Genomic DNA, 22,159 nt, shown 5'->3' with positions numbered 1-22,159 from the left:
CTTGAACACGGCCCCATCACGGCTTGACGACCCATAGGAGCGTCCGACCGGAGCGTCATCCTCGCCTCCGCCCCAGAGTCCGCGTGGAGGCAACTGAGTCGTCCGAGTCTGACGCACTTGCAAGTAGGTCAGATTGATGTGACTCAGTTGTCTCCCCGGGGGTCGCCCTGGGTGGGCGCCCCTTTCTGCGCAGGCCTCGGCAGCAGGGAACGCCGTACGCCGGCCGCTCGGGTGAGCGGCCGGCGTACGGCGTTCTGTGCTGACGGGTTCCGATCCCCCGATCGTCAGACCCGGGTCAGCTCCTCGTCGTCATCGTCGGCGTGGTGCCGGGCGGGCGTGGACTCGTCCTCGTCCTCCGGGGGCTCGGCGTCCGTGGCGTGCTTCGGCGTACCCGCCTGCAGCCGCGCCAGGCTCTCGCCCTCGACGTCGACGTTCGGCAGGATCCGGTCGAGCCACTTCGGCAGCCACCAGGCCTTGTCGCCCATCAGGTACATCACCGCGGGGATCAGCACCATGCGGATGACGAACGCGTCGAAGAACACCGCGGCCGCCAGGGCGAAGCCCATCGACTGGATCAGCGAGTTCGACTGCAGCATGAACGCGGCGAACACCGAGATCATGATCGCGGCGGCGGCCGAGACGACCCGGGCGCTGTGGCGGAACCCGTCGACGACGGCCTCCCGCGCGCTCGCGCCGTGGACGTACGCCTCCCGCATCCGGGTCACCAGGAACACCTGGTAGTCCATCGCCAGCCCGAACACCACGCCGATCAGGATGATCGGCATGAAGCTGACGATCGGCTGGCCCTCGACGAGCCCGAGGTGGCCCTCCTGGAACACCAGCACCGTCGCGCCGAGCGTCGCCAGGATCGACAGCAGGAACCCGAGCGTCGCGGTCAGCGGCACCAGGACCGAGCGGAACACCAGCATCAGCAGGATGAACGCCAGCCCGATCACGACCGCGAGGTAGAGGGGCAGAGCCTGCGTCAGCCGGTCCGACACGTCCGTCTGGATGGCGGTGATGCCGGTGGTGCCGACCTGCGTGCCGGTCTGCCGCTCGATGGTGGACTCACCGTCGCGCAGGTTCTGCAGCAGGTCGAGAGTGGCCTGGTCGTCCGAGCCGCTCTTCGGGGTGATGAGCACCTGAGCGCCGGTGCCCTGCTGGTTCAGGCCGATGATCTGCGCGTTGGCGACGTCACCCTGCTTCGCAGCCCACTGCACGACCTGGCCGTACGCGGCGGGCCGGGCCTTCGCGTCCTCGATGCCGCGGCCGTCGACGACCAGCAGCAGCGGGGCCTCGCGGCCGGCGCCGAACGCGTCGGTGATCAGGTCGGACGCCTTGCGCTGGGTGGTGCTCTCGGCGGCGGTCGAGTCGGTCGGCAGCGCGAGGTGCAGGTCCTTCACCGGCACCGCGAGCCCGCCGAGGACGACGACCACCAGCGCGGCCACCGCGATGGGGGCCTTACCGATGCCGCGCGCCCAGCGGACGCCGTTGTTGACGACCTTGCCGTCCTCGTCGCGGTGCACCTGCTGCTTGCGGACCCGTCCGCCGAACGCCTTGGACTTCAGCAGTCCGAGCACGGCCGGCAGCAGGGTCAGCGCGACGAGCACCGCGAAGAAGACCGTGCCGGCGGCGGCCAGACCCATCGAGGTCAGGAACGGGATGCCGACGACGAACAGCGCCGACAGCGCGATCAGGACGGTGAGCCCGGCGAAGACGACGGCGGACCCGGCGGTGCCGACCGCGCGGCCGATCGCCTCCTCGCGGTCGTCGGTGTCGTGCAGCTCGGTGCGGTAGCGGGACAGGATGAACAGCGTGTAGTCGATGCCGACGGCGAGGCCGATCATCGTCGCGAGCGTCGGGGTGGTCGTCCCGATCGTGGTGAACGCGGTGGCCAGCTGGATGCCGAGCATGCCCATGCCGACGCCGACGAACGCGGAGATGATCGGCAGCCCTGCCGCGACGAGCGAGCCGAACGTGATGACCAGGACGATCGCCGCGACGCCGACGCCGAGCAGCTCGCTCTTGCCGCCGGTCTCCGGCATCGCCTGCATGCCCGAGCCATTGACCTCGGTGATCAGGCCGCTGGCGCGGGCCTTGTCCATCCTGGCGAGCACGTCGTCCTGCGTGGCCGGCTTCACGTCCGCCACGGAGGGGGCGTCGAACGTCCAGGTCACGGTGCCGACCCGGCCGTCCGCGCTCAGTGGCAGCAGCGCCTTGGCGTTGGCCTCGGCGGCGGCACGCGGGGTGCCCTGCTTCATCGCCCCGTCGACGGCCGCCTTGTACTGCGCCTGGGACGCCTGCACCGGGTTGACCAGCGGCGTCTTGGGCATCTGTGGCGCGTCCTTGAGGTCGGCGAGCAGCTGGTTCACCGCGTTCGAGTACTTCGCCTCCTTGAGCGTGTGACCCTGCGGTGCCGAGACGACGAGATTGACCGCGGCCTGGTCCTCGGCGTTCGCGGTGCCGGGGAAGAGCTCCTTCTGGGTGTCCTGCGCCTTGAGGGACGGGATGCCCGGGATGGAGAACGTGTCGGCCATCGGCTTCGAGACGGCCGAGGCGAGGGTGCCGAACCCGATGAGGGCGAGCAGCCAGGCGGCGATGAACACCGGCCACCGCCGGTAGGCGGTCTTTCCGAGCCGGTACAGCAGGGTTGCCATGGTGGACTCCTGAGTGATGGTGGGCGTACGAGGTCGAGACCGGACGGCGGCGCTGCCGTACGGCTGGGCGGGTCGGTGTCGGTTCGCCCGCGTGCGCGGGCTGAGCCCGGGGCTAGGCGAGCAGCTCCCGGGCGTGGCGCAGGGCGATGGCGTACAGGTCGGCGAGAGGTCGCTGCTGGGGGTCGGTGACGTAGGTGTCGAGGGTCAGCGCGAACAGGCCGCCGAGGACCGTGACCGCGACCCTCGCGCGCGTCTCGTCGAACCCGTCGCCCTCACGCTCCCGGACCCAGCCGAGGACCTGCTCGGCGAAGAGCTGGAAGCGCTGGTGCGCCAGGGCCATCAGCCGCGGGTTGTCTTCCATGACACGCCGGCCGACGGTGATGTCCTCCCGCGAGAGGCTCTTGGCCTGCAGCAGGTTGTCGATCAGCACGGCCATGTCGTCGACCAGGTGGCCGGTCGGGCCGCCGGCTCGGAACGTCGCGGCGTACTCGGGGTCGAGCTCGGGCATCGGCCCGAGGATCGCGTCGTCCTTGCTCGGGAAGTAGTTGAACAGCGTGCGGCGGGAGACGCCCGCCTCGGTGGCCAGCTCGTCCATGGTGAACCCGTCGACCCCGCGCCGGTGGGCCAGCCGCTGCGCGCACCGGGACAGCCGCTGCGCGTTCGCCTGTCGGCGGGTCGTGCGCGCGGTGTCGCTCTCGACGATTGCACTATCAGCCACAAAGTGCAGTCTTGCACTTTGTGAGCGATGGTGCAAAGAGGCGAGGTGTGATCTGCACCGCACTGCTCGGGGCGTCGCGTTGGAGATCATGCGGAGCATCCTCGGGCGACCAGGCTTCGTGGCGGTTTCAGCGTGGTTTCAACCCGTGCGCGGACGGCACGACGGGCGGGTGCGAGCGTGGGCGGTCGCAGTGGCGCCCGTGCCGACGCCGGGGAGGGGGTACGCAGGCGAAGCGACCCGGCGGACGCGTCCGGCACGGATGGTGGTGCCGACGTGCTCAGTCGGCCCGGTGCTCCAGGGCGTCGAGGGCCGCGCGCAGCTCGTCCCGCTCGCCCGGGCTCGCGTCGCCGAGGAAGTGCAGCAGCGCCGCGGTCCGGTCGGCCGGCTCGAGGCCGCCCAGCGTCGAGCGGAGCACCTGCGCCGTGAGCTCCTCGCGGCTGGACCGCGCGGTGTACTGCCAGGCCCGCCCGTCGCGCTGCCGTGCGGCGAGGTTCTTCTTGGCCAGGCGGTCCAGGACCGTCATGACCGTGGTGTACGCCAGGTCGCGTCCGGACAGCGCGGCGTGCACCTCGCGGACGGACAACGGCGCCTCGGCGGTCCACAGCACGTGCATGACCGCGGCCTCCAGGTCGCCCAGACCCGGGCTGCCGCCCCGTGCGCGCATCGGTTCCGCTCCTTCTTCGGTCGGCGTCGAACGCCGTACATCGCCGCTCATCCCACACTCCTCGCGGGCACCTGCGCCGCCGTGCTCCAACGGAGCACAGTCTGGCACCGTTCTGTCGCGGCGCGCTGGTGGGTGACGATCACGAGCGTCCGGTCGCGTGCGGAGACGTGCAGGTCGTCCAGCACCGCGACGGCCGTCGGCCGGTCCAGATGAGCGACCGGCTCGTCCAGCAGCAGCATCGGACGACCGGACAGCAGCGCCCGAGCCAGGCCCAGCCGGGCCCGTTCGCCGCCGGACAGACCCCGCTCGTCACCGCCGAGCACGGTGTCGAGTCCCTCCGGCAGGGCCGCGAGCCAGCGGCCGAGACCGGCGTCGACCAGGGCCCGGACGGCGTCGGCGTCCTGGGCGTCCGGGCGGGCCAGCAGCAGGTTCGCGCGCACCGACCCATGGAACACGTGTGGCTCGTCGTCCAGCACGGCCACCCGGCGGCGTACGGCGTCGGTGTCGAGCCGGCGGACGTCGCGTCCGTCGAGCAGGTGGACGCCGCTGGTCGGGTCGAGCTGCCGGGCGAGGACGGCCAGCAGGGTGGACTTGCCGCTGCCGTTCGGGCCGGTGACGGCCAGGTGCTCACCGGGCTTGATGGTCAGGTCGGTCGCGGGCATCGCCGTACGGACGCCGTCCCAGGACGCGCTCACGTCGACCAGCTCCGTACGGGGGTCGGCGGCTGGCCGGTCGGTCGCCGGGTGGCCTGTGGTGGCGGGCGGCTGGGACAGGAGGCGCTCGATACGGCGGCCCGCGGCCCGTGCGGCGACGAACGCCGACGCCGCGGGCGGCAGGGTCGCGAGGACCTCGCCCAGGGCCAGCGGCACCAGGACGAGCATCGCCGCCACCGGGGCGGACGGTCCGGCCGGGGCGGCCGCCGCGGACGTCGTGCCGGAGACCACCGACGCCATGGCAACCGTCGCGGCACCGGTGAGCAGGGGCAGCAGCCCGCTGCCGAACGCCTGGCCCGCGGTGCGCAGCGCGGCGGACCGGTCGGCGCGGTGCTGGGCGACGTCGAGTGCTCGGACGGCGTGGTCGGTGGCGCCGATCGCCTGCAGCTCGAACGCGGTCGCGGTCGCCAGGTGCGCGGCGCTCGCGACCGCGGCGCGGGTCTCCAGCGCCGGGGGCTGGGTCCGACGCTCGATCAGCAGTCCGGTGGCCAGGACGGCACCGACGGCGACGAGGAGCGCGCCGACGACCGCGCCGGCGGCCGGGAGCAGCGCGGCGGACAGGACCAGCGCGACCAGGGACGAGACGGCCGCGGCCACCAGCGGCACCCGTACCCGCACGCTCGCCATGACCACGTCGTCCAGGTCCCGGACGAACCCGGTGAGCAGGTCGCCGCGGCGGCGGCGCCCGAGCCGGGCCGGCGTCAGAGGGATCAGCCGCCCGTACGACGCCGTCCGGCGGTCGGTGAGGTCGGCGAGAGCGGCGTCGTGGGAGAGCAGGCGCTCGGCGTACCGCAGCGCAGGCCGGCCGATCCCGAACGCGCGGACGGCGACGATCGCGGTCAGCAGGGTGAGGACGACGGGTCGCTCGCTCGCGCGGACGACGAGCCAGCCGCTGGTCGCGGTGAGAGCCACGCCGCACCCGGACGCGAGCCCTCCGATCAGCCCCGCGACCCACCACGGTCGCGGCGCCTTCCCCGGTTCCGGCGCCTTCCCCGGTTCCGGCGCCTTCCACGGTCGAGTGCGCGTGTCCTGCTGGCGTTCCGGGTGTGAACGCAGCAGGACACGCGCACTCGACCCGGAAGGTGGCGGGAGAGGCGCACTCGGCCCGGAAGGTGGCGGGAGAGGCGCGCTCGACCCGGAAGGTGGCGCGAGCGGCGCGAGGGGGAGGGGGCGGTGGTCGGCCTGGAGCTCGACGACCCGGTCCGCCACGGCGGCGAGGTCCGGGTCGTGGGTGACGACGAGGACCGTACGGCTGCGCGCCAGCTCGACGAGGAGCGCGCGTACGTCGGCGGTCGCCTCCTCGTCCAAGTGCGCCGTCGGCTCGTCGACCAGCAGCAGGGGCGCGTCAGAGCGCCGGGCCCGCTCGAGGGCCAGGAGCGCCCGCTGACCGGCCGAGAGCCCGAACCCGTCGTCGCCGAGCAGGGTGTCGGCGGCCAGGGCCTCGCTCCCCAGGCGGATCTCGTCCGTCCGGCCCGCCATGGAGGGCCGGGCAGACGGGATCAGCGCGGGGTCGGTGGTGTCCGCGAGCGCGAGGTTGGTCGCGACGGTGGCCGGCGCGACGTACGGGCGCTGCGTGACCAGGTGCGCCCGAGGTGCGCGGACCTCGCCCGAGGTGGGTTCGCGCAACCCGGCCAGGAGCTCCAGCACGGTGGTCTTGCCGCTGCCGGACGGACCGGTGAGCGCGGTGAGGCCGGTCCCGAGAGAGAGGTGAAGGTCGTGGAGGACGGCGGTGTCGCTGCCGGGGTACCGGTACGTCACCCCGGCGAGCCGCGCCGGTCCGCTCTGACCGAGCGAACCCGACGATCGACCGGACATCTCGTGCACCTGGTTCGACGAGATGCCGGGGTGATCGCTCAAGAGGTCGGTCAGGGCGTGGGCGCCGTCCGCGGCGGCGTGGAACTCCTGCCCGACGCGGCGGATCGGCCAGTACGCCTCGGGCGCGAGCAGGATCGCCGTCAGGGCGGTGCCGAGCGCGAGGTGGCCGCCGGCGAGCCGCAGCCCGACGCCGACCGCGACCATCGCCACGGAGATCGTGGCCAACAGCTCCAGCGCCGCCGAGGAGAGGAACGCCGTCCGCAGCGTCCGGACGGTTGCCCTGCGGTGCCGGTCGCTCACGGCGCGTACGGTCCCGACCTGGGCGTCGGCGCGCTGGTACGACACCAGGGTGGGCAGGCCGCGGACGACGTCCAGGAAGTGCCCGGCCAGCGCCGTCATCTCCTCCCACCGCGTGGCGGTCTCGCGCTCGGTGTGCTTCCCGATGAGGGCGGCGAACACCGGCAGCAGCGGCACGGTCAGGACCACGATGATCGCGCTCCAGACGTCGGTGAGCGCGAGCGCGAGGACCGCCAGCGGAGGGACGACGGCGGCGGTGACGAGGGTGGGGAGGTAGCGGCCCACGTAAGGCTCGACACTCGCGGCGCCCTCGGCGGCGATCGTCACCATCCGGTCGGTCGAGGGCCGCCGTTCGACGGGGACGCGCAGCCAGGACGCGATGCGCCGGCGCCGGACGACGCCGGCGACCCGGCTGCCCGCCCAGCCGCCGGCCACGTCGGTGGCAGCCGCGACCGCTCCCCGTGCCGCAAGGACGACGAGAACCACCAGGGACGCGCGGCCGACGTGGTCACCGCGCACCACCGCGACGACCAGGGCGGCCAGCGCGAACGCCTGAGCGACCGCAAGTGCGCCGCCGACGACCCCGAGCGCGCCGAGCAGGGCGAGCGGACGCCGTACGGCAGGGACCTCGCGGACCAGACGCGGGTCGAACGGCTTCATCGGAGGCCGGCCCCCGACGGGGCCCAGTCGCGCTCGTCGGTGGCGGGCGGGATGTGGTGGGTGGAGATGCGCTTGCGGAAGGTCCAGTACGTGAACCCCTGGTACAGCAGCACGATCGGAAGGAACAGCACCCCGACCCAGGTCATGATCCCGAGCGTCTTCGCCGAGCTGGCGGCGTTGTCGACGGTGAGCGACCAGGCCGCGTTCGTCGAGGACGGCATCACGTCGGGGAAGAGCATCAGGAACAGCGACGCGACGACGAGAGCGATCCCGATGAAGGTGCCGGTGAACGCCCAGCCCTCGCGCCCGCGCGCGTTCGAGGCGAGAGCCGCGAGCAGCGCTCCGGCGGCGAGTACGGAGGTGGTCAAGGACGCGGCTCCGCCGCGGTCGGAGCCCAGGATCACCAGCAGAGCCACCCCGAGCCCGGCGGCCACCCAGCCGACGCGGGTCGCCAGAGCGCGCGCGTCCGAACGGATCTCACCGTCGGTCTTCAGCGCGACGAACAGCAGGCCGTGCAGCAGGAAGACGGTGAGCGTCGCCAGACCGCCGAGCAGGGCGATCGGGTTCAGCAGCGTGAGCAACGAGCCGGTGAACTCCTTGTCGGCGTCGATCGGCACGCCGCGCACGATGTTGGTGAACGCCACGCCCCACAGGAACGCGGGCACGGCGGATCCGACGACGATCGCGGCGTCCCACCGGCGGCGCCACTGGTCGTCGTTGCGCTTGTGCCGGTACTCGAACCCCAGCGCACGCACGATGAGCGCGAGCAGGATCAGCAGGAGCGGCAGATAGAAGCCGCTGAACAGCGTGGCGTACCAGTGGGGGAACGCGGCGAACGTCGCGCCGCCCGCGGTGAGCAGCCATACCTCGTTGCCGTCCCAGACCGGGCCGATCGTGTTGAGCAGCACCCGGCGTCGCTCCTCCGAGCGTCCGAGGACGGGGAAGAGCATGCCCACCCCGAAGTCGAACCCCTCGAGGCAGAAGTACCCCGTCCAGAGCACCGCGATGAGGACGAACCAGACCGTTGTCAGCTCCATGGCGAATCTCCCGGCTCAGTAAGCGAATTGGAGGCGGTCGTCGTCGGAGTCCGCGGTGGACTCGTCCGGCTTCTTGAGGGGCTCGGCGCCGGCGCGGGCGTACCGCAGGGTGAGGCGTACCTCGATGACGGCCAGCACTGCGTACAGGGCGGTGAACGCGATCAGCGACGTGGCCACCTCGGCGGCCGAAACACCGGGAGACACACCGGACTTCGTCGTGAACAGCCCGAACACGAGCCACGGCTGACGCCCGGTCTCGGTGAAGATCCACCCGAACGCGTTGCCCAGCACCGGCATCAGCGTCACGCCGACCGCGGCCCATGGCCACCACCGTGCGCGGGCCGGTGCGGAGCTGCCGCGACGCAGCGTCCAGAGAGCCAGCACCGCCACCAGCATCGACGACATGCCGATCCCGATCATGAGCCGGAAGGACCAGTAGGTGAGCGGCAGCGTCGGCGTGTACGTCTGCGCGCGGGTCAGTGGATCCGACTCGTACTTCTGCTGGTACGCCCGCTCCAGGTCGTTGATGCCGTGGATGGTGCCGTTGAAGTCGCCGGTGCCGAGGAAGGACAGCAGCTTCGGGACGGTGATGGCGACCTTCTCCTGCTGGCCGTCCAGGCTGGAGACGGTGACGATCGAGAACGGCGCCGACTTCTGGGTGTCGTACAGCGCCTCGGCCGCGGCCATCTTCACCGGCTGCACCTCGGTCATGACCTTGCCCTGCTGGTCCCCGGAGATCGCGACGCCCGCGCCGGCGATCAGCAGCACGATCGCCCCGATCCGTGCGCCCGTCCGGTACATCGGCAGGTCGTCCTCGACGCGGCGCTGGTGCAGGTGCCACATGCAGACGCCGAGCACCAGGGCGGCACCGGCCAGGTACGCCGCGAACGCCGTGTGCGGGAACGTCACCAGCTGCACCTTGTTGGTCAGCACGGCCACGAAGTCGGTCAGCTCGGCGCGGCCGGTCTGCGGGTTGAGGCGGTAGCCGACCGGATGCTGCATGAAGGAGTTCGCCGCGAGGATGAAGTACGCGGACAGCAGCGTGCCGATGTGCACGATCCAGATGGACGCGACGTGCAGCTTCTCCGGGATGCGGCCCCAGCCGAAGATCCACAGCCCCAGGAAGGTCGACTCGAGGAAGAACGCGAGCAGGGCCTCGATGGCCAGCGGCGCCCCGAAGATGTCACCGACGAAGCGGGAGTAGTCCGACCAGTTCATCCCGAACTGGAACTCCTGCACGATGCCGGTGACCAGCCCGAGCGCGAAGTTGATGGTGAACAGCTTGCCGAGGAACTTCGACAGCCGCAGGTGGGCCGGGTTGCGCGAGCGCAGGTACGCGGTGTGGAACCCCGCGACGAACGCCGACAGCCCGATCGTGACGGGGACGAACAGGAAGTGGTACACGGTCGTGATGGCGAACTGCCACCGCGCGAGATCGAGCTCCACGACGCCTCCTACTACGGAACGTAGTAATCACATTACTACCGTCCGTAGTAGAGCGCGACCCGGGAGGGCCGGGAAGGCCGGGAGGAGAGGTCAGGCGGCGCCCGGGATCGTCACCTGCTGGGAGGCGGGCGGCGCGGCGTACATGGGCACCGAGTCCCACTCGCTCATGGTCACGGTGCCGTCCCCGGAGACGATCTGCAGCGGGAGGTACTTGGGGTCGTCGACCACGGTGATCGTCGTGGTGTCGGAGGAGAAGCGCGGCGCGAGCTTCAGGGCCTTGGTGGCGCCGGAGGTCGTCCCGGTGACGGTGGTGTTGAGCCGAGTGATCTTGGAGTCGTCGAAGCCCTCGGTCATGTCGCCGAGCAGCTTCTTGATCGTGAACTGCGAGAACGAGTCCGACTTGTCGGCGGGCGCCTTCACCCACTTGTTCGCGAGCCTGCTCACGGTCGTGGACGGCGCACCCTGCTTGGTCCAGTACGTCCGGTCGCCCTTGACGTAGTGCGTGTTGCTGATGCTGCGGATGGTGATGGTGCCCTCGTTCTGGGTCTTCACCGTCACCTCCTGGTTGGACCCCTGCACCTGCCCGCGCGCGTCGACGTTCATCTTCTTGCCGTCATCGACCACGTCGCCGTTGACGTGGGTGCTCTTCGCGCCGTTCGCCGAGGCCTTGGAGGTCCGCAGGATGCTGCCCGGGTCACGGGTGGTCGCCCCCGCCGCCGCGGACGAGGTGGACGCGCTGGACGCGGTCGTCGACGGTGCGGCGCTGGAGGAAGCCATGCCGGACGAGGACGACGTCGACGTGGCGCTGGAGGTCGACGCGGCCGAGGCGGAGCCGGCAGCGACGGACGGGCTGTCGTCACCGCACGCGGCGAGGAGGACGGCGGCGAGCGGGAGAGCCGCGAGCGCGGCCGTACGGCGAGCAGGAGCGTGCATGGAGACCTCCGGGTGCGTGACGGGCATGGCAATCCTATGCACCCGGTCCGCCCCGTCCGGTCAGCCCAGACTCCGGGAGAGGTTGCGCGCCGCCGCCGCCGGGACGAGCTGGGTCGAGGGCGGTGGGCTGTAGCCCGGGACGGCGTCCCACTCGCTGAAGGTGTACGTCTGCTCGGTCGTCCGGCTCTGCAGCGGCAGGTGCTTCGGGTCCGGCGTCACCGTGAGCATGAAGCCGCTGCCGACCGACACCTGCAACGCCGGGCGCCCTGCGTAGGTCGTGGCCGCCACCGTGCCCTGCGCGAGGGGCAGGTCGGCCACGGCGTCCCAGTACTCGGTGAGCAGCGACGTGCCGGTGATGCCCTGGTCCGACTGCTCGCCACCGAGCGGGAGCCACCGACCGAGCGCCGCCTTGCGGTCGCTCGGGCTCGCCTGCACGCCCGACCAGAACCGGTCGTCGCCCTTGACCCAGCTGGCGGTGCCGACGCGCCGGACGGTCGCCCGCCCCTTGGCGCTCGTCTGCACGGTGACCTCCTGGTTGGAGCCGTCGAGCCGCCCTCGGGTCGAGATGTCCTGGGACTTCTTCGGGACGACCGTGCGGACGGACGCGCTCGTGGCGCCGAGCGACGAGGTGCGCGACGCGGCGACGACGGCGGACGCGCTGGTGCCTGCCGGCGTCCCGGACGAGGAGGCGGACGGCGCGCTGCTCCCGGAGGACGAGGTGGGACCGGCCGGGGACGTCGACGACGTGGACGCCTCGGGCGCGGACGACGTGCTCGCCGACGGTACGGAGGCCGGCGCCGTCGGCGCGCTCACCGACGGCCCTTCGTCCTTGCAGGCGCCGAGCGTCAGCACGAGTACGGCGGCGAGTGTCGTGGCAGCGCGGGAACGGGTGACGTGTCGCACGTCCCTCCCCCTCAGGAATGTGGTCGGCCATGGTCCTGCCCCGGGCGGCGAGCGGGCCGTCCCGGCGGCGGACGACACGCTACCCACTCCGACGGCGGGCCACCCGTCGCTTCCGTCCCCGGTCCCACGTGCCGGTGACGCCTCAGCGCGGGGTTGCGGCCATCGGGAGCTCCGGGAGCGGCGCGGCGTACACCCACGCGTCCAGCATCGGGCGCACCGCGCTGCCCAGCCTCTCCGTCGCGAGCGTGACGAAGTCCTCGGTGCCGACGCTGCCGCCTCGGTGGCGCGCAACCCAGGTGCGCAGCAGGTCGAAGAACGCCTCGTCGCCGCCGGCGAGTCGTAGCGAATGCAGGGTCAGGGCGCCCCGTTTGTACACGCGGTCGTCGAAGACGTTCTTGGGCCCCGGGTCGTAGAGGACGAGGTCCTGGTCGAGGCGGTCGAGCCGCGCCCAGTGCTCGCGAGCCCGCGCATCGGCGCTGGGCCCGCCGGACTCCTGCGACCACAGCCACTCGCTGTAGCAGGCGAACCCCTCGTGCAGCCAGATGTCGCACAGCGAACGGACGGTCACGGCGTTGCCGAACCACTGGTGGGCCAGCTCGTGCGCGATCAGCCGCTGGGCGTCCCAGTCGCGCGAGAGCAGGTTGGACCCGAAGATCGACAGGCCCTGCGCCTCCAGCGGGATCTCCAGCTCGTCGTCGGTCACCACGACGCGGTAGCCGTTGAACGGGTACGGCCCGAACAGGCGCACGAACGCCTCGATCATCCGGGGCTGGTCGGCGAAGGCCGCGTCGAACGCCGCCCGGCGAGCGGGTGGCACGGCGGCCGTCAGCGGCACCGCGGCGCGGATCTCGTGCTCGGCGTACCGGCCGATCTGGACGGTGGCCAGGTACGTCGCCATCGGGTCGGTCATCTCGTACGTCCACGTGGTGCGGCTCGCGCGACGCCGGACGGCGGTGCGGACGCCGTTGGCGACGACGAGGTGGCTGGACGCCGCGGTGACGGTGATGCGGTAGGTGGCCTTGTCGTCCGGGCGGTCGTTGCACGGGAACCACGAGGGCGCCCCGCCCGGCTGCGACGCGACGATGACGCCGTCCTCGAGCTCCTCCCAGCCGGCCTCGCCGACCTTGTCTCTCACGACCTTCGGGGTGCCCCGGTAGGTGATGACGACGGTGGCCTCGGCGCCGGCGGCGAGCGGGCGCTGCAGGACCAGGCGGAGCCGTCCGCCGCGATGCGTGTGGCGCGCCAGCCGCACGCCGGTGACCTTGACGACCTTGAGGTGGTGCAGGTCCAGGGTCAGCTCGTCGGTCTCCGTGCGCGCGCGCAGCGTGAGCGTCGCCCGGCCGGTGAGGTGATTGTTCTCGAGCGCGTAGTCGAGGTCGAGGTCGTAGTGCAGGACGTCGTACGAGGGATCGCCGTGCCCCGGCAGGTAGGGGTCGGCCTCGGGCCGGCGCATCAGACGAGGACCTCCTCGACGCCGCTGCCCGCGCCGCGCTCGGTGCTGCGGGGACCGGCGTCGTCCTCGACCCACGGGCCGATCGGATTACCGATCCAGCGCGTCTTGTCGGGGAGGGACTCGCCTCGCATCACCAGGGACACCGGGCCGACGGTAGCGTGCCGGCCGAGCGTGGCCGCGGGGAGGACGACCCCGTGCGGGCCGATCGTGGCGCCCTGCTTCAGGACCACCTCGTCCATGGACAGCACGCGGTCGTGGAACAGATGGGTCTGCACGACGCAGCCGCGGCTCACCGTCGCCCCGTCGCGCAGCTCGATGAGGTCGGCCTCGGGCAGCCAGTACGTCTCGCACCACACGCCCCGGCCGATCCGGGCGCCCAGCGTGCGCAGCCACACGTTGAGCACCGGACTGCCCGCCGCGGAGCGCGCCAGCCAGGGCGCGGCCATGAGCTCCACGAACGTGTCGGCGAGCTCGTTGCGCCACACGAACGAGCTCCACAGCGGGTGGTCGCCGGCACGGATGCGCCCGACCAGCGCCCACTTCGCGAGCGAGGTGACCGCGGCCGCGACCGCACCGCCGACCATCAGGACCGGTCCGGCGAGCAGCAGCGTGGCCCCGACACCCCAGCGCTCCTGGACCTCCAGCAAAGCCCAGGCCGCCCCGACCGCGATGCCGAACGTCATCAGGACGGGCACGATCCGGCACGCCTCGACCAGGCCGCGGGCCACCTTGAGCCGCCGGGACGGACGGTAGGTACGGCTGTCGTCGGCGCGGCTGGACTGCCGGCGCAGCCGCTGCGGTGGGCTGCCCAACCAGGACGTCCCGGACTTGGCCTTGTCGTCGCGTCCCGGCGCGGCGGAGAGCACGGCGACCAGGCCCTTCTTGGGGACCTTGCGCCCGGGCGCGGTCATGCCGGAGTTGCCGACGAAGGCGCGCTTGCCGATCTTGGTGCGCTCGACGCGCAGCCAGCCGCCGCCCAGCTCGTACGGGCCGACGAGGGTGTCGTCGGCGAGGAACGCACCCTCGCCCACGGTGACGAGCGAGGGGATCATCAGCACCGTCGAGGCCTCGACCTCGCTGCCGATGCGCGCCCCGAGCGAGCGCAGCCAGCGGGGCGTGAGGGCGCTGGAGTAGAGCGGGAACAGCCAGGTGCGGGCTTCGTCGAGGACCCGCAGCGTGCCCCAGGCCCGCAGCGCCTGCCCACTGTGGACGGGGTGGTGGCCGGCGGTCAGCCCGATCTGCAGCACGCGCGCGGCGACCCAGATGAGAACGGTGAGCACGACCAGCCCGACGAGGCCGCCGACGACGACCATCGGTACGGCCATCGCCGCGAGGCCGCGGTCACCCAGGACGGCCGCGCCGGCGAGGACCGCAGCACCGGTCGCGACGACCGGCAGCAGTGCGATCACCACCGCGAGCAGGCCGTACGCCGCGGCCATGACCGGGCGGTGCGGCGGACGCGTGCTGGACCACGGGCCGCGCGCCTCGCCGACACGGACGGCCGGAGCGCCGCTCCAGGCCTCGTCGTCCGGCACGTGGCCGAACACCGCTGAGCCGGGCGCGACCTCGGCGCGGCGGCCCACGACGGCTCCCGGCGCGAGCATGGAGCGGGTGCCGACACGGGCCTCGCGTCGCACGGTCACCGAGCCGATGTGCAACCGGTCGCCGTCGAGCCAGTGGCCGCTCAGGTCGACCTCCGGCTCGATCGACGCCGCTCGGCCGACCCGGAGGAACCCGGTCACGGGCGGGAAGGTGTGCAGGTCGACGTCGCGCCCGATCTTCGCTCCGAGCGCGCGGGCGTAGAACGTCATCCACGGAGCGCCCGACAGCCGGGTCGCGCCCACCTCGTCGGCGACGTGCTCAGCCAGCCACAGGCGCAGGTGCACCTTGCCGCCGCGTGGGTAGGACCCCGGCCGTACCCCCGTCATCAGGGCACGGATCAGCAGGACGGCGAGCGTCATCCGGCCCGGGGGAGTGAGCAGCACCAGCCAGGCCATCACGACGAGCCACCACGGCGCCGTCGGGATCTCCCGGTCGACGACGAGGTCGGTCAGACGGGCGCCGAGCAGCAGCCACGCCGTCCAGCGCAGCCCGGCCAGCCAGCGCAGCCCGAGCAGGCCGACCAGCTGCCCGGCTTGGGTCTTCAGCGGCGTCGGCCTCACCGCGCGCTCGCGCACGTTGGCTGGCGCGTCCATCGAGTCCAGCTGTGCCGCAAGCGATCTCACGGTCGGGTAGTCGTAGATGTCGGCGACGGTGACCTCCGGATGGGTGTCCCGGAGCCGCGAGACCATCTGGGCCGCGGTGAGGCTGCCACCGCCCAGGTCGAAGAAGTCGTCGGTGTCGGAGGTCACCTCGGCGCCGAGCACGTCCAGCCACAGGTCGGCGACCTGCTTGGCGGTCCCGGTGAGCTCGGCCGGAGCGTCCGCCGCGGTGGCGCGCAACGTCGCGACCGGCCAGGGGAGGGCGGCGCGGTCGATCTTGCCGCTGGTGCGGGTCGGCAGCGTGTCGACGGCCGCCAGGCGCGGCACCATCGTGGCGGGCATGGCCGTTCGCAGGCGGTGCATGGCCGCCGACAGGTCGAAGCCGTCCTCGACCTTCACGTAGCCGACCAGGATCTGGGTGCCGGCGGTGGTGGTGCGGACGGCGGCGGCGCCACCGGCCACTCCCGGCAGCGCCGTCAGGGCCGCGTCGACCTCGCCGAGCTCGATACGGCGGCCACCGAGCTTGACCTGCTCGTCGGCGCGCCCGGCGAACACCAGCCCCGCGGAGTCCCGGACGACCAGGTCGCCACTGCGGTACGCGCGGTCCCACCCGAGCGTGGGCATGGGCGCGTACTTCTCGGCGTCCTTCGCCGGATCGAGGTAGCGCGCCAGACCGACGCCGCCGATGATCAGCTCGCCGGTCTCGCCCTCTCCGACGGGGGCGCCCTCGGCGTCGACCACCTCCAGGTCCCAGCCGTCCAGCGGCAGGCCGATGCGCACGGGGCCCTCGCCGGTCAGCGGTGCGGCGCAGGCGACCACCGTGGCCTCGGTGGGGCCGTACGTGTTCCACACCTCGCGCTCGCCGGTGCCGTACCGCGCGCCCAGCTCCGCTGGCGCCGCCTCCCCACCGAGGATGAGCAGCCGGACCTTGGCCAGCGCCTCGGTCGGCCACAGGGCCAGCAGGGTCGGCACGGTCGACACGACGGTGATGTCGTTGGCGACCAGCCACGGCCCGAGGTCCATGCCGCTGCGCACCAGTGACCGCGGCGCGGGGACCAGGCACCCGCCGTACCTCCACGCGAGCCACATCTCCTCGCAGCTCGCGTCGAACCCCACCGAGAGCCCGGCCATGACCCGGTCGTCCACGCCCAGCGGGTCGTCCTGGAGGAAGAGCCGGGACTCGGCGTCCACGAACGCGGCGGCGTTGCGGTGACTGACCGCGACGCCCTTCGGGGTGCCGGTCGAGCCCGAGGTGAAGATGATCCATGCGTCGTGCTCGGTCGTCGGCGGCTCGACCTCGCCACCGGCCGCGGCGCCGGTGCCCTCCCGGCGGACGTCGATCACCAGGTCGTCGCCCAGGACTGCCGCCACGGCCGCCTCGCCGAACACCGTGCCCGCCCGCTCGTCGGGGTCGTCGGCGTCGACCGGCACGTACGCGGCGCCGGCCAGCAGCGTCCCGACGATCGCGACGTAGAGGTCGGTGGTGCCCGACCGGATGCGGACGCCGACCCGGTCGCCGCGGCCCACGCCCACCTCCGCGAGGCGCTCGGCGAGCTCCTGCGCGGACTCCTGCAGCTCGGCGTACGTCATGACGGTGGCGCCGTTGTCGAGCGCCGGTGCGTCGGGGCACTCCTGCACCGTCTCGGTGAAGATGTCGACGAGGGTGCGGGGTGCGGGGGCGTTCGAGCCGCGCAGCAGCGTCACAGGGGGTGCTCCATCAAGGTCCGGTCGACAGTGTGGGCAGTGTCCCTCACCGGGGTGAACCTGCGGTGTCGACCGAGGCGCCGGGCGGGAGCGTCCGCCGGTGAAACCGTGGCGAGGCGGCCCCCCGCCCGCCATTACGCTGGTCCGCATGACTGATCCGGCCTCCGTCCTCACTCCTCACGTCCAGGCAGCCATGGCGGCTGCCTTCGGGCCTGAGTGGCGAGAGGCGGACCCGGTGATCCGGCCGGCGAACAAGAAGCAGACCAGCGCGGACCTGCAGGTCAACGCCGCCATGGCCGCCGCCAAGAAGGTCGGGCGCCCCCCGCGCGAGGTCGCCGCCGCCATCGTCGAGCACCTCGACGCGGCCGAGCTCGTGGCGTCCGCGGAGATCGCGGGCCCGGGCTTCCTCAACATCACGCTGCAGGACGACTGGGTCGCCGCCTCGGCGACCGACCTGCTGCGCAGCGACCGCCTCGTCCCGCTGCCCGACGCCGACGAGCGCCAGCGGGTCGTCGTCGACTACTCCTCCCCGAACGCCGCGAAGGAGATGCACGTCGGGCACCTGCGGACCACCGTCGTCGGTGACGCCCTCGCCCGCACCCTCGAGGGCATCGGGCACGAGGTCATCCGCCAGAACCACCTGGGCGACTGGGGCACGCCGTTCGGCATGCTCGCCGAGCACCTGCTCGAGGTCGGCGAGGACAGCGACGAGGCGCACCTGCTGGAGACCGACCCCAACACCTTCTACCGGAACGCGCGCGCCACGTTCACCGCCACCGAGAAGTCCAGCGACCCGGACTCCTTCGCGGCGCGGGCCCGTCGTCGCGTCGCGCTGCTCCAGGGCGGCGACGCCGAGAGCCTCCGTCTGTGGCACGGCATCATCGAGCTGACGAAGGGGTACCTGCGCCGCGTCTACGACGAGCTCGACATCACCCTGACCGACGACGACATCGCCGGCGAGTCGATGTACAACGACGAGTTGCCCGGCATCTGTGATGCGTTGCAGGAGAAGGGGATCGCCGTCATCAGCGAGGGTGCCCTCTGCGTGTTCCTCGACGGGTACACCGGCCGTGAGGGCAAGCCGATCCCGCTCATCGTCCGCAAGTCCGACGGCGGGTACGGCTACGCCACCACCGACATCGCCACCCTGCGGCACTCCTCGCTGGAGCTGAAGGCGGATCGTGCCCTGTACGTCGTGGGCGCGCCGCAGAACCTCCACTTCCGGATGTGCTGGGAGACCACCGACAAGGCCGGCTGGGTCAAGGGCACCGTGCCGACCCACGTCCAGATCGGCAACATGCTCGGCGCCGACGGCAAGCTGCTGCGGACGAGGTCAGGTGACCTGGTCACGCTGCAGTCGGTGGTCGACTCCGCGCTGGAGCGGGCCGCTACGGTCGTCGCCGAGTCCCGCCCGGACCTGGACGAGGAGACCCGCGCGACTATCTCCCACCAGGTCGGCATCGGCGCGCTGAAGTACGCCGACCTGTCGATCTCCCACGACAGCGAGTACACCTTCGACCTGGACCGGATGCTGTCGCTGACGGGCAACACCGGCCCGTACCTGCAGTACGCCACCGCCCGGATCCGCTCGATCCTGCGGCGCGCGGACGCGGTCGTGACGGACGGCCCGATCACGCTGACGGAGCCGGCGGAGCGGGCGCTCGCACTCCGGCTGCTCGACTACGGCACGGTCGTGACCTCGGTCGGTGAGTCGCTGGAGCCGCACCGGCTGTGTGCGTACCTGTTCGACGTCGCCCAGACGTTCACGACCTTCTACGAGCACTGCCCGGTGCTCAAGGCCGAGGACGCCGCGGTCAAGGACTCGCGCCTGGCGCTGTGCGCGCTGACGCTCCGGACGCTGGTCGAGGGCCTCTCCCTGCTCGGCATCCAGTCCCCCGACCAGATGTGACGCCGCACGGCCATCCCGCTGGTCGAGCAGCCATCCCGCTGGTCCAGTAGCCACCCCGCCGGTCGAGTAGCCACCCCGCCGGTCGAGTAGGGCGAGGCGCTAGCCGAGGCCGTATCGAGACCTCGTGACACGCGGGGAGGCTGTGGCGTCGCGCTCGCCTGGTCTCGATACGGGCATCACTGCGTTCGCCCTACTCGGCCGGCGATGATCGGCCGTCGGGCGGGAAGCAATCCCGGCGGCGCGGGGTTGGCTCCCAAGGAGTGCGTTCTCGAGACGAAGGAGTCGTCGTGACTGAAGCAGTGCAGGGTCAGGCCGGTCGCAAGGACAGGGCCGACTTCTGGTTCGACCCGCTGTGCCCGTGGTGCTGGATCACCTCCCGCTGGATCCTCGAGGTCGAGAAGGTCCGCGACATCGAGGTGAAGTTCCACGTCATGAGCCTCAGCGTGCTCAACGAGGGGCGCGACGTCCCGGAGAGCTACCGGTCGATGCTCGACGAGGGCTGGGGTCCGGTCCGCGTCGCGATCGCGGCGGCGCAGCAGCACGGGGACGAGGTCCTGCCCGACCTCTACGCCGCGATGGGCACCCGCATCCACAACCGCAAGGACGAGTACGACCAGGAGGACCGCATCGAGCGCCTCAACGCGGTCATCAAGGACTCGCTCGACGAGGTCGGCCTGCCCGCCGACCTGGCCAAGGCCGCCGACTCGACCGAGTACGACGAGGCGCTGCGCAAGAGCCACCACGAGGGCATGGACGCGGTCGGCGACGACGTCGGCACGCCCACGATCCACATCAACGGCGTGGCGTTCTTCGGTCCGGTGCTCTCGCGCATCCCGCGCGGTGAGGACGCCGGCCGGGTCTGGGACGGCGCCGTCGCGCTGTCGTCGTACCCGCACTTCTTCGAGCTCAAGCGGACGCGGACGGAAGACCCCGAGTTCGACTGACGGACCCGTTCGGATCGCTTCGACGCGACGGACGATCAGGGCTGCGGTCGCTGATCGTCCGTCGTCGTCATGGCGCGGCGTTCCGCGGGCGTTCCCGGTTCACGTTCACCGCGGGAACCGGGCATACCGTTCCTTGACCTCCGACGGAAACGTTCACTGTGAGTACGGTCCTAGTTTCCTTCTGACTCACCTCTCGAGGGGTGAACAAGGAGAGGACACGACTCATGAAGAAGGCCCATCTCGCCGGGGTCGGCATCGCCGTTCTGGTGACCGCCGGTACGACCACCGCGGTCGCCTCCGCCAAGACCGGCTTCGGCTCTGAGCCCACCCCGGCCCCCGGCGTCGCGCGTCACCTCACCGGGGTCAGCAGCCCAGCGCAGGTCCAGGCCGTCCGCGACTACTGGACGCCAGAGCGGATGCGTACGGCCATCCCCGCCGAGCGCGTGCTCCCGGCTCCCGCGGGCAAGCAGACTCAGCTCGACCGGATGCGCCAGCAGCAGCAGCTCGCCGCCGCCGACGCCGTGCAGGTGCCGGCGCAGAAGGAGCTGGGCAAGATCTTCTTCAGCATGAGCGGCAAGAACTACGTCTGCTCCGGCACCGCCACCGTCAGCCAGAACCAGTCGATCGTCACCACGGCCGGCCACTGCGTGAACGAGGGCCCCGGCGCGTACGCGACCAAGTTCACCTTCGTGCCCGCCTATGACAACGGCGCGGCGCCGTACGGCGAGTGGCCGGCCACCAGCCTGCTGGCGCACAGCGGCTGGGTCACCAAGGGCGACATGAACGTCGACACCGGGTTCGCCTCCGTCGCCAAGAACGCCCAGGGTCAGACGCTGCAGCAGGTCGTCGGCGGCAAGGAGATCGCGTTCAACCAGGCGCGCGGTCAGCAGATGGAGTCCTACGGCTACCCCGCGGCCTCGCCGTACGACGGCAAGACGCTGTGGAAGTGCTCGGGCGTGGTCAAGGACGACCTGACGGGCCGGACGACCGACCAGGGCATGAGCTGCACCATGACCGGCGGTTCGTCCGGTGGTGGCTGGTTCCTGAACGGCAAGCTCAACTCGGTCAACTCCTTCCAGTACAACTTGCTCCCGAACGTGATGTTCGGCCCGTACTTCGGCTCGGAGATCAAGAGCGTGTTCGACTCCGCGCAGTCCGGTGGCGGGCAGCCGCTCCCGACCAGCACGGCCACGTCCACCTCGACGTCCACGTCCTCGCCGACGTCCACCTCGACCTCGTCGCCGACCTCGACCTCGTCGCCCACGAGCACGGCGCCCGGCGGTGCGGGGGTCGTCAACGGTGGGTTCGAGCAGGGGGCCACGGGCTGGAGCGGCACCACCTCGGCGATCCAGACCGGCGACGCGCGGACCGGCTCCTACCGCGCGCTGCTGTCCGGCGCGAACCGTGTGACGTCGCAGGCGATCACGCAGCAGGTGACGATCCCGTCCACCGCCTCGGGCGCGACGCTGCAGCTGTACGTCCGCACGACGACGAAGGAGTACAGCGCCACCTCCGTCTACGACAAGCTCACCGTGTCGCTCGGGTCGACCACCCTCGGGACGCTGTCGAACGTCAACGCCGCCACCGCCGGCTACGTACTGAAGTCGTACGACGTGAGCGCGCTGCGCGGTCAGACGCTGACGCTGAAGATCGCCACCCAGCAGGACACGATCTACCCGACCGACTTCTCCCTGGACGACGTGTCACTGACGACGCGCTGACCCCTCCAATCCTGCCCGGCCGGTGTGCGTGCGCATCCACACCGGCCGGGCAGTTCCACGTCCGCGGCTGCGGGCCTCACTCCGTTCGGCCATACTCGACCGGCGAACCTCCGCTGGTTGAGCCGGGCCGGAGCGCTAGCGGAGGGTCGAGTCGAAACCCGGTGAGGTGTGGGGAGACTGGGCCTTCGCCGTACCGAGGTTTCGACACGGGCTCGCCTTGCGGCTCGCCCGGCTCAACGAGCGGGGTGGGCCTCCTCGTCGGTCGAGTAGGCGAGCCCCCAGGGCGAGCCGTATCGAGACCTGGTGAGTCGCGGGGAGGCTCAGCGTCCGCGGCTGCGGTGGTCTCGATACGGGCCTCACTTCGTTCGCCCTACTCGACCGGCG

The 22,159-nt window shown here is 71.8% G+C and carries 13 protein-coding genes; 3 read left to right on the top strand and 10 right to left on the bottom strand.

What is annotated here, in order from left to right:
• Positions 1-284: 284 nt before the first annotated feature.
• The 10 genes from P4R38_RS08215 to P4R38_RS08170 form a co-directional block, all read right to left on the bottom strand.
• The gene (locus P4R38_RS08215; protein ID WP_277191837.1) at positions 285-2,657 is read right to left on the bottom strand and encodes an MMPL family transporter; all 2,373 of its coding nucleotides are present in this window, start codon (positions 2,655-2,657) and stop codon (positions 285-287) included.
• 112 nt (positions 2,658-2,769) lie between these two features.
• Positions 2,770-3,375: a TetR/AcrR family transcriptional regulator gene (locus tag P4R38_RS08210; RefSeq protein ID WP_277191836.1), complete on the bottom strand. Its 606-nt coding sequence runs from the start codon at positions 3,373-3,375 to the stop codon at positions 2,770-2,772.
• A gap of 277 nt (positions 3,376-3,652) precedes the next feature.
• Positions 3,653-4,039 carry a BlaI/MecI/CopY family transcriptional regulator gene (locus tag P4R38_RS08205; RefSeq protein WP_275239292.1) on the bottom strand — a complete coding sequence of 129 codons (387 nt, stop codon included), beginning with the start codon at positions 4,037-4,039 and terminating at the stop codon, positions 3,653-3,655.
• 47 nt (positions 4,040-4,086) lie between these two features.
• Positions 4,087-7,524, bottom strand: a complete 3,438-nt coding sequence (gene cydC, locus P4R38_RS08200) for a thiol reductant ABC exporter subunit CydC (RefSeq protein ID WP_277191835.1) — start codon at positions 7,522-7,524, stop codon at positions 4,087-4,089.
• Positions 7,521-8,561: a cytochrome d ubiquinol oxidase subunit II gene (gene cydB, locus P4R38_RS08195; protein WP_275239294.1), complete on the bottom strand. Its 1,041-nt coding sequence runs from the start codon at positions 8,559-8,561 to the stop codon at positions 7,521-7,523. Before cydB ends, cydC begins: the two co-directional genes overlap by 4 nt.
• 15 nt (positions 8,562-8,576) lie before the next feature.
• On the bottom strand, positions 8,577-10,007 hold the full coding sequence (locus P4R38_RS08190; protein ID WP_277191834.1) for a cytochrome ubiquinol oxidase subunit I: 1,431 nt from the start codon (positions 10,005-10,007) through the stop codon (positions 8,577-8,579).
• Between the two features lie 90 nt (positions 10,008-10,097).
• Complete coding sequence (locus P4R38_RS08185) at positions 10,098-10,967, bottom strand: hypothetical protein (protein ID WP_277191833.1); 870 nt, start codon at positions 10,965-10,967, stop codon at positions 10,098-10,100.
• Positions 10,968-11,000: 33 nt separating this feature from the next.
• Entirely contained in the window at positions 11,001-11,843 is an 843-nt protein-coding gene (locus P4R38_RS08180; RefSeq protein ID WP_275239299.1) for a hypothetical protein, read from the bottom strand.
• A 142-nt stretch (positions 11,844-11,985) separates the two neighbouring features.
• Positions 11,986-13,296: a M1 family metallopeptidase gene (locus P4R38_RS08175; protein WP_277191832.1), complete on the bottom strand. Its 1,311-nt coding sequence runs from the start codon at positions 13,294-13,296 to the stop codon at positions 11,986-11,988.
• Positions 13,296-17,336: a Pls/PosA family non-ribosomal peptide synthetase gene (locus P4R38_RS08170; protein WP_409201250.1), complete on the bottom strand. Its 4,041-nt coding sequence runs from the start codon at positions 17,334-17,336 to the stop codon at positions 13,296-13,298. Before P4R38_RS08170 ends, P4R38_RS08175 begins: the two co-directional genes overlap by 1 nt.
• 13 nt (positions 17,337-17,349) lie before the next feature.
• Between P4R38_RS08170 and argS the strand changes: the two genes are divergently transcribed.
• The 3 genes from argS to P4R38_RS08155 all read left to right on the top strand — a co-directional run bounded on the left by argS (position 17,350) and on the right by P4R38_RS08155 (position 21,775).
• On the top strand, positions 17,350-19,110 hold the full coding sequence (gene argS / locus P4R38_RS08165) for an arginine--tRNA ligase (RefSeq protein ID WP_277191830.1): 1,761 nt from the start codon (positions 17,350-17,352) through the stop codon (positions 19,108-19,110).
• Between the two features lie 287 nt (positions 19,111-19,397).
• Positions 19,398-20,054, top strand: coding sequence for a mycothiol-dependent nitroreductase Rv2466c family protein (locus P4R38_RS08160; protein WP_275239303.1), 657 nt, complete (start codon positions 19,398-19,400; stop codon positions 20,052-20,054).
• A gap of 224 nt (positions 20,055-20,278) precedes the next feature.
• A complete protein-coding gene (locus P4R38_RS08155; RefSeq protein ID WP_275239304.1) occupies positions 20,279-21,775 on the top strand; it encodes a hypothetical protein in 1,497 nt (498 codons plus the stop codon).
• Positions 21,776-22,159 lie beyond the last annotated feature (384 nt).

Origin of the sequence: Luteipulveratus flavus, assembly GCF_029439465.1 — a bacterium.
In the GTDB taxonomy this organism is placed as follows: domain Bacteria; phylum Actinomycetota; class Actinomycetes; order Actinomycetales; family Dermatophilaceae; genus Luteipulveratus; species Luteipulveratus flavus.
The sequence above is the reverse complement of the archived record's forward strand: the minus strand, read 5'-3'. Positions and strand labels throughout refer to the sequence as shown.

Excerpts from the sequence above, each read along its gene's own strand:
- argS (WP_277191830.1), top strand. The coding sequence starts at position 17,350 with ATGACTGATCCGGCCTCCGTCCTCACTCCTCACGTCCAGGCAGCCATG.
- cydB (WP_275239294.1), bottom strand. The coding sequence starts at position 8,561 with ATGGAGCTGACAACGGTCTGGTTCGTCCTCATCGCGGTGCTCTGGACG.
- cydC (WP_277191835.1), bottom strand. The coding sequence starts at position 7,524 with ATGAAGCCGTTCGACCCGCGTCTGGTCCGCGAGGTCCCTGCCGTACGG.
- P4R38_RS08155 (WP_275239304.1), top strand. The coding sequence starts at position 20,279 with ATGAAGAAGGCCCATCTCGCCGGGGTCGGCATCGCCGTTCTGGTGACC.
- P4R38_RS08185 (WP_277191833.1), bottom strand. The coding sequence starts at position 10,967 with ATGCCCGTCACGCACCCGGAGGTCTCCATGCACGCTCCTGCTCGCCGT.
- P4R38_RS08170 (WP_409201250.1), bottom strand. The coding sequence starts at position 17,336 with ATGGCGGGCGGGGGGCCGCCTCGCCACGGTTTCACCGGCGGACGCTCC.
- P4R38_RS08205 (WP_275239292.1), bottom strand. The coding sequence starts at position 4,039 with ATGCGCGCACGGGGCGGCAGCCCGGGTCTGGGCGACCTGGAGGCCGCG.
- P4R38_RS08215 (WP_277191837.1), bottom strand. The coding sequence starts at position 2,657 with ATGGCAACCCTGCTGTACCGGCTCGGAAAGACCGCCTACCGGCGGTGG.
- P4R38_RS08175 (WP_277191832.1), bottom strand. The coding sequence starts at position 13,296 with ATGCGCCGGCCCGAGGCCGACCCCTACCTGCCGGGGCACGGCGATCCC.